At 63.9% G+C, this 8,901-nt stretch carries 8 protein-coding genes; all 8 read right to left on the bottom strand.

The window, feature by feature from the left end:
• Window positions 1–149 precede the first annotated feature (149 nt).
• The 8 genes from JXA24_07810 to JXA24_07775 all read right to left on the bottom strand — a co-directional run bounded on the left by JXA24_07810 (window position 150) and on the right by JXA24_07775 (window position 8,291).
• Complete coding sequence (locus JXA24_07810) at window positions 150–869, bottom strand: (2Fe-2S)-binding protein (protein ID MBN1283658.1); 720 nt, start codon at window positions 867–869, stop codon at window positions 150–152.
• Window positions 870–879: 10 nt separating this feature from the next.
• Entirely contained in the window at window positions 880–2,772 is a 1,893-nt protein-coding gene (locus tag JXA24_07805; GenBank protein ID MBN1283657.1) for a 4Fe-4S binding protein, read from the bottom strand.
• 3 nt (window positions 2,773–2,775) lie between these two features.
• Complete coding sequence (locus tag JXA24_07800; GenBank protein MBN1283656.1) at window positions 2,776–3,231, bottom strand: NAD(P)H-dependent oxidoreductase subunit E; 456 nt, start codon at window positions 3,229–3,231, stop codon at window positions 2,776–2,778.
• Between the two features lie 69 nt (window positions 3,232–3,300).
• A complete protein-coding gene (locus tag JXA24_07795) occupies window positions 3,301–4,227 on the bottom strand; it encodes a pyruvate synthase subunit beta (protein MBN1283655.1) in 927 nt (308 codons plus the stop codon).
• 15 nt (window positions 4,228–4,242) lie between these two features.
• Window positions 4,243–5,418 (bottom strand): pyruvate ferredoxin oxidoreductase, encoded by a 1,176-nt coding sequence (porA, locus tag JXA24_07790; GenBank protein MBN1283654.1) that lies wholly within the window; start codon window positions 5,416–5,418, stop codon window positions 4,243–4,245.
• Between the two features lie 44 nt (window positions 5,419–5,462).
• Entirely contained in the window at window positions 5,463–5,753 is a 291-nt protein-coding gene (locus tag JXA24_07785) for a 4Fe-4S binding protein (protein ID MBN1283653.1), read from the bottom strand.
• Between the two features lie 28 nt (window positions 5,754–5,781).
• Entirely contained in the window at window positions 5,782–6,333 is a 552-nt protein-coding gene (locus JXA24_07780; GenBank protein ID MBN1283652.1) for a 2-oxoacid:acceptor oxidoreductase family protein, read from the bottom strand.
• A gap of 125 nt (window positions 6,334–6,458) precedes the next feature.
• On the bottom strand, window positions 6,459–8,291 hold the full coding sequence (locus JXA24_07775) for a hypothetical protein (protein MBN1283651.1): 1,833 nt from the start codon (window positions 8,289–8,291) through the stop codon (window positions 6,459–6,461).
• Between the last annotated feature and the right edge of the window lie 610 nt (window positions 8,292–8,901).

Genomic DNA, 8,901 nt, shown 5'->3' with positions numbered 1-8,901 from the left:
GCCGAGATGTCCCGCTACCTCAACGCCGAAAAGAGGGACGAGTTCGAGACCGTGGCGATCCGGGGCGACGGGGTGTTCGACGCCTTCAAAGCGGTCGCGGTCCAGGTCCTCAAACACCTGAACGACGGCTAGCGGATTGTCGGGAGGGTCTACTTCTTGCCTGCCGGAGAGCCCTCGAACCAGCCCTCCGGGATCTTCGCGATCTTGCTGAAGTGCTCAAGCATCTTCTTCGGGACCTTGCGCCCCAGCCTCTCGCACCAGACCTTCTCGAACTCGACCTTCCACTGCGGGAAGCGGCGCACGTCCTCCTCGTCCTCCATCTCCACGTAGTTCACGGGGCACACGTAGTAGCACGACCCGCAGCCGATGCAGACGTCGCTCCTGTCCAGAAACGGGGTGCCGACCTCCTTGTCGGGGCCGCGCCCCACGAACGATATTGCGGAGACGCCGACCACCTGCTCGCACGCCCTCGTGCACAGCCCGCAGAGTATGCAGCCCTTGTCCCTCTTCGCGAAGCGAGGCTCGTGTTCCAGACCTACGTCGCGCGCCAGATCGCGCACCTCCTTGACATCGGGGCAGCGCGCGAGCAGGAGCTCCACGATCATCCTGCGGTGCTTCTTGATCCTCTCGGTGTCGGTGTAGACCACCATCCCATCGCTCACGGGATACGAGCAGGACGATACCACGCTGCGGCGCCCTCCCGCCTCGACCTCCACGATGCAGAGCCTGCAGGCGCCGTAGGGCTTGATCTCCTCGTTGTAGCACATGTGCGGGATGTCGAATCCGGCAGCGAGGAGCGCCGGCAGGAGCGTCTCCTCGGTCTTCGCGGTTATCTCTCTCCCGTCCACCTTTATCGTCACGTCCGGCATCGCTGGGCTCCTATTCGACCTTGATCGCGTCGAACTTGCAGGCCTCTATGCAGGCCCCGCACTTTATGCACTTCTCCTGCACGATCTCGTGCGCCTTGAGCTTGTCGTGTTTCTTTCCCTTGACCGTCGCGGGCCTTCCGGTCGCGACCGCGGCCTGCGTGGGGCAGACCCTTGCGCAGGCCCCGCAGCCCGTGCACCTGTCCTCTATTACGGAATAGTTGATCAGCGCCTTGCAGACCCCCGCCGGGCAGCGCTTGTCCCGTATGTGCGCCTCGTACTCGTCGCGGAAGTACTTGAGGGTGGAGAGCACCGGGTTGGGGGAGGTGCCGCCGAGCGCGCAGAGAGAGGCGTCGCGCACCGTCTCGCCCAGCTCCTGGAGGAGGGCGATCGCCTCGTCGCTGCCCTTGCCGTTGGTGATGTCCTCGAGGATCGCTTTCATGCGCGGCACCCCCTCGCGGCAGGGCACGCACTTTCCGCAGCTCTCCTCGCTCAAGAACTTCATGAAATAGTGCGCCACGTCGACCATGCAGGTCCGGTCGTCCATGACGATCATTCCGCCGGAGCCCATCATCGATCCCATCTTCGTGAGCTCGTCGAAATCGACCGGCGAGTCGAGCATTGACTCGGGCAGGCACCCGCCCGAGGGGCCGCCTGTCTGCACCGCCTTGAACTTGCGGCCGCCGGGGATCCCGCCGCCGATGTCGTAGACGATCTTGCGGAGCGTGATGCCCATGGGCACCTCGACCAGCCCCGTGTTGTTGATCTTGCCGACCAGCGAGAAGACCTTGGTCCCCTTGCTGTTCGCGGTCCCCATCCCGGCGAACCACTTCTCGCCCTTGGAGAGGATCATGGGGACGTTGGCCCAGGTCTCCACGTTGTTGATCACCGTGGGCTTGCCCCAGAGGCCGCGCTGCGCCGGATAGGGAGGCTTGGGGTTCGGCTCGCCGGTGAGCCCCATGACCGAGCTTATGAGGCCGGTCTCCTCGCCGCAGACGAATGCGCCGCCGCCGCGGTTGATGGTGATGTCGAAGGAGAAGCCGGTCTTTAGGATGTCCTCGCCCAGGAGCCCCGCCTCGCGCGCCTTCACTATTGCAGCGCCGAGGTTCTCCACCGCGAGCGGATATTCGTTCCTCACGTACACATAGCCGTGCGCGGCGCCTATCGCCTTCGCGCCGACGATCATGCCCTCGATCACGGCGAAGGGGTTGCCCTCGAGGATCGAGCGGTCCATGTACGCGCCCGGGTCGCCCTCGTCCGCGTTGCAGACGATGTAGCGGACGTCGCTCTCGTGCGAAGCGCAGATCTCCCACTTCCTGCCCGTGGGGAATCCCCCGCCGCCCCGGCCCCTGAGGCCCGAGGCCTTGATCTTGTCGATGATGTCCCGCGGCTTGAGATCGCAGAGCGCCGCGGCAGCGCCGGAGAACCCGCCGATGGCGAGGTAGTCGTCCAGGTCCTTTGGATCGACCATGCCGTTCTGCGCGAAGAGCAGCCTGTGCTGGTTCTTGTAGAAAGGGACCTCGGCGGCCTTGACCACCTTCTTCTTGGAAGCGGGGTCGGTGTAGCAGAGCCTGTCGATCACCTTGCCGGCCTTCACCGTCTCGGAGACTACCTCGGCCACGTCCTCGGGCGTGATCTTGACGTAGAAGATGTCGGACGGGTGGATGATGCACAGCGACCCCATCTCGCAGAAGCCGTGGCAGCCGGTGGTCCGCAGCCTCACGTCCTTCGCGAGCCCCTGCTTAGCGAGCTCGGCGCGGAACGCCTCGATGACCTTCATGCAGCCGTAGGCGTGGCAGCCGGTGCCGCCGCACACCGCGATGACCTGTTTGTAGCCCTTTCGCTCGTCGAGGGATTTTTTCCTCAGGGCCTCGAGCGCCTTGACGTCCGGAATAAGCTTAGCCACGACTCACCCCTTCATCTTCTTCACCAGCTCGCCGACCTTCTGCGTCGTGAGCTTGCCGTGATATTCGCCGTTGACCACAGCGACGGGCCCCAGCGCGCAGGCGCCCACGCAGTTTACCGTCTCGAGCGTGAAATTGAGGTCCCGGTCGGTCTCCCCCGCCTTGATGCCGAGGTCGCGCTCCATCTCGGAGAGCACGTTGGGCGCGCCGCGGACGTGGCAGGCGGTGCCCATGCAGACGCAGACGTGGTTTCTGCCGCGCGGCTGGAGCGAGAACGCCTTGAAGAACGTGGCAACCGCGTAGATGCGCGACAGCGGCACCTCGAGGCCCTTCGAGACGCGCTCCAGCGCCTCCCTGGGCAGGTAGTTGTACTCCTTCTGCACGTCCTGGAGTATGCCGATCAGCTGCTCCGGCTGCCCGCGGTGCTTCGTGCAGATCGCGTCCACTTTTGTGAGGTCCATCTCGATCCCTCTCTTGAAAAAGTTCTATCCACGTTGTGAGTCGTGAGCGGCGAGCCGTTTGCTCACAGCTCACAGATTGCATTTCTTCCTCAGCTCGTTCCAGTTCTTCTCCACCCTCCGCTGGATGTGCTCCACGTCCTGGTCGGTGAGGTGGCGGAAGCGGCCCTGCCCCTTGAAGTAGTCCTTCACGGGGACAAGCTTCTCGAAATCCATGGACAGCCTGTACTCGCCGTCCACCACCTCGTAGAGCGGGAACACCCCCGACTGCACCGCGAGCCTGCCGAACCTGACCGCGTCCTCGGAGGCGGCGCGCCAGCCGGTCGGGCACACGGAGAATACGTGGATGTACGCGGGCCCCTCGACCGCCACCGCCCTCTTCACCTTGTCCATCAGGTCGAACGGGAAGCTGGGGCAGGCGGTCGCGACGTACGGGATGCGATGGGCGGCGACGATCTCCGGCATGTTCTTCTTCTCCGTCTGCTGGCCTATGCTCTTCTTGCCCGCGGGGGAGGTGGTCGTCGAGGCGCCGTAGGGCGTGGCGCCGGAGCGCTGTATCCCCGTGTTCATGTACGCCTCGTTGTCGTAGCAGATGTAGAGCACGTCGTGGCCGCGCTCGAGCATCCCGGAGAGGGCCTGTATGCCGATGTCGGCGGTCGCGCCGTCCCCGCCCATCCCCACGACCTTGATGCGGCGGCCCGGATCGATGCGCCCCTTGCGCCTCTGCACCTTGAGGGCCGACTCCACGCCGGAGGCGACCGCGGCGGTGTTCTCGAAGAGGGTGTGGATCCAGGGGATCTCCCAGCTGGTGTCCGGATAGCAGGATGCGATGATCTCCATGCAGCCTGTCGCGTTGACCATGATGGCGTTGCGGCCGACCGCCTTGGCCACCTGCCTCACGGCAAGCGCCTCGGCGCAGCCGACGCAGGCGCGATGCCCCGGCGTGAAGCTCTCGTCCTTCGTGACGAGCCTGGATGCGAATACGGACAGGTCCCTCATCTCGATCCTTCCCTTCTACTCTCTGGCGCCGAGTATCACCATTCGTTCGGTCCGGCCCTTTGCCGCGTCCTTGATCCCGCGCTCTATCATCGCCTCGAACTGCTCCGGCAGTATGTCGCGGCCGCCGAGGCCGGATATGTAGCCCACGACCACGGGCCTCACGGGCTCGTCGTAGAGCGCGCTGCGCACCTCGGAGGCCACCGGTCCGCCCGGGCCGCCTGAGGAGATGCATCGGTCGAGCACGATCAGATTCTTCGCCCCCTTGACCGCATCGCGCAGCTCCTTGAACGGGAACGGCCTCCAGAGTCTGAGCTTCACCTGGCCGACCTTGAGCCCCTTCGCGCGCAGGGTGTCGATCGCGACCGACGCGGTCTCGCCGTAGCTTCCCATGGTCATTATGAGGGTCTCGGCGTCCTCGGCCCTGTAGGTCTCGACCGGCTTGTAGCTGCGGCCGAAGTGCTTTCCAAATTTCTCCCAGCATTCGACGATATGGGGCATGATCGACTGGAACGCGTCCTCCTGCGCCTTCTTTATCTCGGTGTAGATCACAGGCGGCGCAAAGGTCCCCATGCTGACCGGCTTCTTGGGGTCGAGCGGCAGAGGGAACCGGTTTGGCGGGAGGAACGAGTCCACCTTCTCCCGGTCCTCTATGTAGATCGGCTCGACCACGTGCGTGAGGTGGAAGCCGTCGAGGTGCACCATGACCGGGAACAGCACCCTGTTGTCCTCGGCGACGCGGAATGCCCAGATTATGTGGTCGAAGGCCTCCTGGCCGTCCTCGCAGAAGACCTGTATCCAGCCCGTGTCGCGCACCGCCATGACGTCCGAGTGGTCGCCCCATACCGACAGCGGCGCGGAGAGTGCGCGGTTTGCAACAGCCATGACCATCGGGAGCCTCATGGAGGAGGCGAGATAGACCGCCTCGTGCATGAGCTCGAGCCCCTGCCCCGCTGTCGCGGTGAAGGTGCGGGCGCCTGCGGCTGCGGAGCCGAGGCACGCGCTCATGGCCGAGTGCTCGCTCTCCACGCATATGAACTCCGCGTCCAGCTCGCCGTCGGCTATGATCTCGGAGAGATGCTCCACTATGTGGGTCTGCGGCGTGATGGGATATGCTGCGACGACGTCGGTGTTGCAGAGCTTCACCGCCTCCGACACCGCCAGCGAGACCTCGATCCCTATTCTCTTGCCCATGTCTGTTCCTCGGCTTTCACCTTTGAGCTTTCACCTTTGAGCTGTTATTTCTTCTCCTCGCCCAGCGGCTTCATCTCGAAGGCGCCGGTCCAGCACTCCTTCGCGCAGATCCCGCAGCCCTTGCAGTAGAACTCGTCCACCTCCACGTAGCCGTCTTCCTTTATTTTAATGGCGGAGTCGGGGCAGAAGAGATAGCAGACCCCGCATTTCACGCACCGGTCCTGGTCGTAGACCGGGCGCTGGCTCCGCCAGTCGCCGGTGCGGTACGCCTTGGCGCCGCCCGGGGTGTCCACTATGAAGCCTGTCTTCACGTCCTTGACCGTTATCTCCGCCATCTCACTCTCCGCTGCAGATTCAAATCGTTCAACCGGACACCTTTGTCTCCTCGAACGCGCGCTTGAGCGCGGCCACGTTGCGCTCCGCGAGCTTGGGGTTGAAGCGGCGCTCTATCTGAGGGACGAGGGCGTCCAGCGGGATAACACCGCTGGCCTTGAGCAGCGCGCCTATCATCGTGGTGTTGGTGATCGGGACCTTGAGCGTCTCGAGCGCTATGGTGAGCGCGTCGATGCACGCGAGGCTGCCCTTGTACTTCATGACCTCGCGGACCTCTTTCTCGCTGCGCCTGGTATTGAGCACCACGAGCCCCTTGTCCTTGAGCCCATGGGTCACGTCCAGGATATCTATGAGGCTGTCGTCGAGCACGACCACGATGTTCGGGTGATTGATCTCGGCGCGCACGCGGATCTTCTCATCGGCCACGCGCAGATATGCCTGCACAGGGGCGCCGCGGCGCTCCGGGCCGAAGGATGGCATGGACTGTGCGAAGCGTCCCTGCTCTATCGCCGCGAGGGCGACGAGTTCTGCTGAGGTGACTGCGCCTTGGCCTCCGCGGCCGTGGAACCTTATTTCGATCATGGCAGTGTGTCCAACCGGTTGAAAGATAATGGATTTAGTTTCGCCAAACGAGCGCGCGGAACTTCCCGCTTTTGGGGGGATATGTCAAGAAAAAGCCGAAGTGCGGCGGCAACGCCGCCCTGCAATCACTTCACGCCGGCGGGCCGCACCAGCTCCCTGTACTTCTCAGCCCACTCCGGCCTTCGGGCATCCTTCTCCCTGGTGATCCGCAGCGATCTGAGCCCCTCGCTGGCGTTGACGTCGACCATGAAGGCATCGAAGACCTCCGACACCACTTGCCTCAGCCCATCCTCAGAGATGCGCCTCCCTTCGACGAACATCCTCTTGAAGGCATCGTCCCTGTATGCGATCTGGAGGGCAGAATCGATGTCGCGCTGTCTCGCCAGCACCACCTCGCGGTCGGTGTTGCCCAGCTCCCTGAACCATTCGGTGGATATGAGCTGGGCGATGAACGCCGAGTTGGCCTGGGTGGCGACCTCGCCCCTTTTCGGCGCAGGATCGGCCGATCTCGGCGGCAGCTTGATGCGCTGGTCGAGAAGCGGGTCGCCCTTCCCCTCCACGCCCCAGCCGGTCTCGGCGAAGCGGATTATTATCCACTGCGGAGGCATGGGCCCCCTGAGCTCGCCCCTGTTCTCCGGATATTTCTCGAGCACCTTCGACCAGCTGCCGTCCGCCTGCGCCATCTTCATGTCCATGTAGAGGGCCCGGGCCAGCGCCGCGTCGTCCGCGGGCCGAAGATCGGCCGAGGAGCTGTCCACCCGCTTCACCCTGCGCACCTGCCTCATGAGCATCTCCATCTCATCCACGATCTCCCACGCGGATTCCGATTTGAAGAGCATGGTGGTGTCGATCTCGACCTTTGGATTTGCATCCGCGCCCACCATCCAGACGGTTTTATCGCTCGACGTAATCGGCACGGCCTTGATACCGCCCGCTTCAAAAGGCCTGGATATGTCGGCCTCCGCGATCAACTTCGCGATCTGTATCCTGCTCACAGGTTCAAAGGCCCTGTACTCTTCGATCTCGAGAAGGGCGTCGTGGACGGCCAGCATCCTCTGCATGCGGACCGCGGCCTGGTACTCTGCGGAATTGAGTGTCGTGGAGCCGCTGGCCTCGTGTGCACGAGCGGGCTCTGCCGCCTTGCCCGCCTTCCCAGCCTTCCTCGCGGCCTTCTGCCTCGCCCTCTCCTCTTCCTCGGCGCGCTTTGCCTCCCTCGCCTCCTGCTTTTTCCTCTGCTTCTCGGCCTCCTCGGCGCGCTTTCTTCCCTCCGCCTCCTTCTTTTTCCTCTGCTTCTCGGCCTCCTCGGCGCGCTTTCTTTCCTCCGCCTCCTGCTTCCTCTTCGTCTCCTCGGCCTCTCTCCGCGCCTTCAGCTCCGCCTTCGTGGGGGCTGCCGGCGCCGCTGCAGGCTGAACACCCCCCTCGGCCGGCTCCGCAGCTCTAGGCACATTCGGATCGACGAGCGTGGGCGGATGTTCGCCGGGTGCAGTGGCAGGCGCTGCGGCGCGGCGCCTCCTGATGACGAGGCTCTTCGCGGCCAGCAGGCCGCCCGAAAGGAGGATCAGTCCCCCGCCGCCGATCAGGAGCGCAACTCCGTATTTATCGCGGAACTTCGGGGTGAAGGTTTCGTCGATGAAAGACTCCACAGACCGCAGGATATCGGCCGGGCTGAAAACCCCTTCGTCGTCGCCCTCCTTCGCCGGGGGCGCAGGTATCGGAGTCGGAGCTGGAGCCGGGGCCTTCTCAGGCGTTGCGGTGTCCTTCGGGACCGAGGCCTCAGCGGAAGAAACTGTGCCCGATCCGGGCCGCGGACTCTGTCCGAAGTACATGCCCCAGTTCCCTGAAGCATATCTGCAGATGCCGCCGGAGCCCTTGAGGTTGCCGACCCACGCATCGGCCCACTTCGCCAGCGCACGCTTGTCGGTCGGCGGATTTTCGGGCAAGGGACGAAGCCGTTTCATATTCCGCTCGTCGCACTCCGGATAATCGGCGAGCCTGCATGTCGTACCCTTGAACCCGCAAACTGATCCTGTCGGATAATTTTTTCCCATAGGCCCTCTCGCCGGCAAAACCCCTATCACAACTGCCTGGGTATTTGTCGACAAAATGTCGCATAAGTTGCGCACTATTTTGCTATTTCTAACTTATTGAAATCGCTTGCTTTTGATCCGGCGAGCAGTCAGCCGCCTCGTCGAGGTTGTCCGTTGAGGAGCGAGGCGGAGTGGCTTCGGGTCCTGTCTGCGGACCACCCCCATTTGCGGCATCGCCGCGATCGGTCACGGAGCCTGTGCGGATGACTTTCCGCGGCTGCTGGCGTCAAATGGGGGTCCCCCGCTCCGCAGCCACCCGAAGCCGGAAACAGTCCTGCTGCAAAGAATGCAACGATCCGCTCCGAAACGGACAACCTCGACACGGCGACAGTCAGGAGCGCAATGGTGCCGAGTTGATGGAGCGGGGCCGGGCATTCTTCGCAGCGGGGCTCGAGGAGGCCGGATTCCGTAGCCTGTCATGAACCGGCCGACGAAAGCCCAGCGAGGAGCCGGCGCCTGAGGCGACGAGCGTAGCGAGAAG

Source organism: Pseudomonadota bacterium (genome assembly GCA_016927275.1).
In the GTDB taxonomy this organism is placed as follows: Bacteria; UBA10199; UBA10199; order 2-02-FULL-44-16; family JAAZCA01; genus JAFGMW01.
Note: the sequence above shows the minus strand (reverse complement) of the source record. Positions and strands in the feature narration are given on the sequence as shown.

Excerpts from the sequence above, each read along its gene's own strand:
- JXA24_07800 (MBN1283656.1), bottom strand. The coding sequence starts at position 3,231 with ATGGACCTCACAAAAGTGGACGCGATCTGCACGAAGCACCGCGGGCAG.
- JXA24_07785 (MBN1283653.1), bottom strand. The coding sequence starts at position 5,753 with ATGGCGGAGATAACGGTCAAGGACGTGAAGACAGGCTTCATAGTGGAC.
- JXA24_07780 (MBN1283652.1), bottom strand. The coding sequence starts at position 6,333 with ATGATCGAAATAAGGTTCCACGGCCGCGGAGGCCAAGGCGCAGTCACC.
- porA (MBN1283654.1), bottom strand. The coding sequence starts at position 5,418 with ATGGGCAAGAGAATAGGGATCGAGGTCTCGCTGGCGGTGTCGGAGGCG.
- JXA24_07775 (MBN1283651.1), bottom strand. The coding sequence starts at position 8,291 with ATGAAACGGCTTCGTCCCTTGCCCGAAAATCCGCCGACCGACAAGCGT.
- JXA24_07810 (MBN1283658.1), bottom strand. The coding sequence starts at position 869 with ATGCCGGACGTGACGATAAAGGTGGACGGGAGAGAGATAACCGCGAAG.
- JXA24_07795 (MBN1283655.1), bottom strand. The coding sequence starts at position 4,227 with ATGAGGGACCTGTCCGTATTCGCATCCAGGCTCGTCACGAAGGACGAG.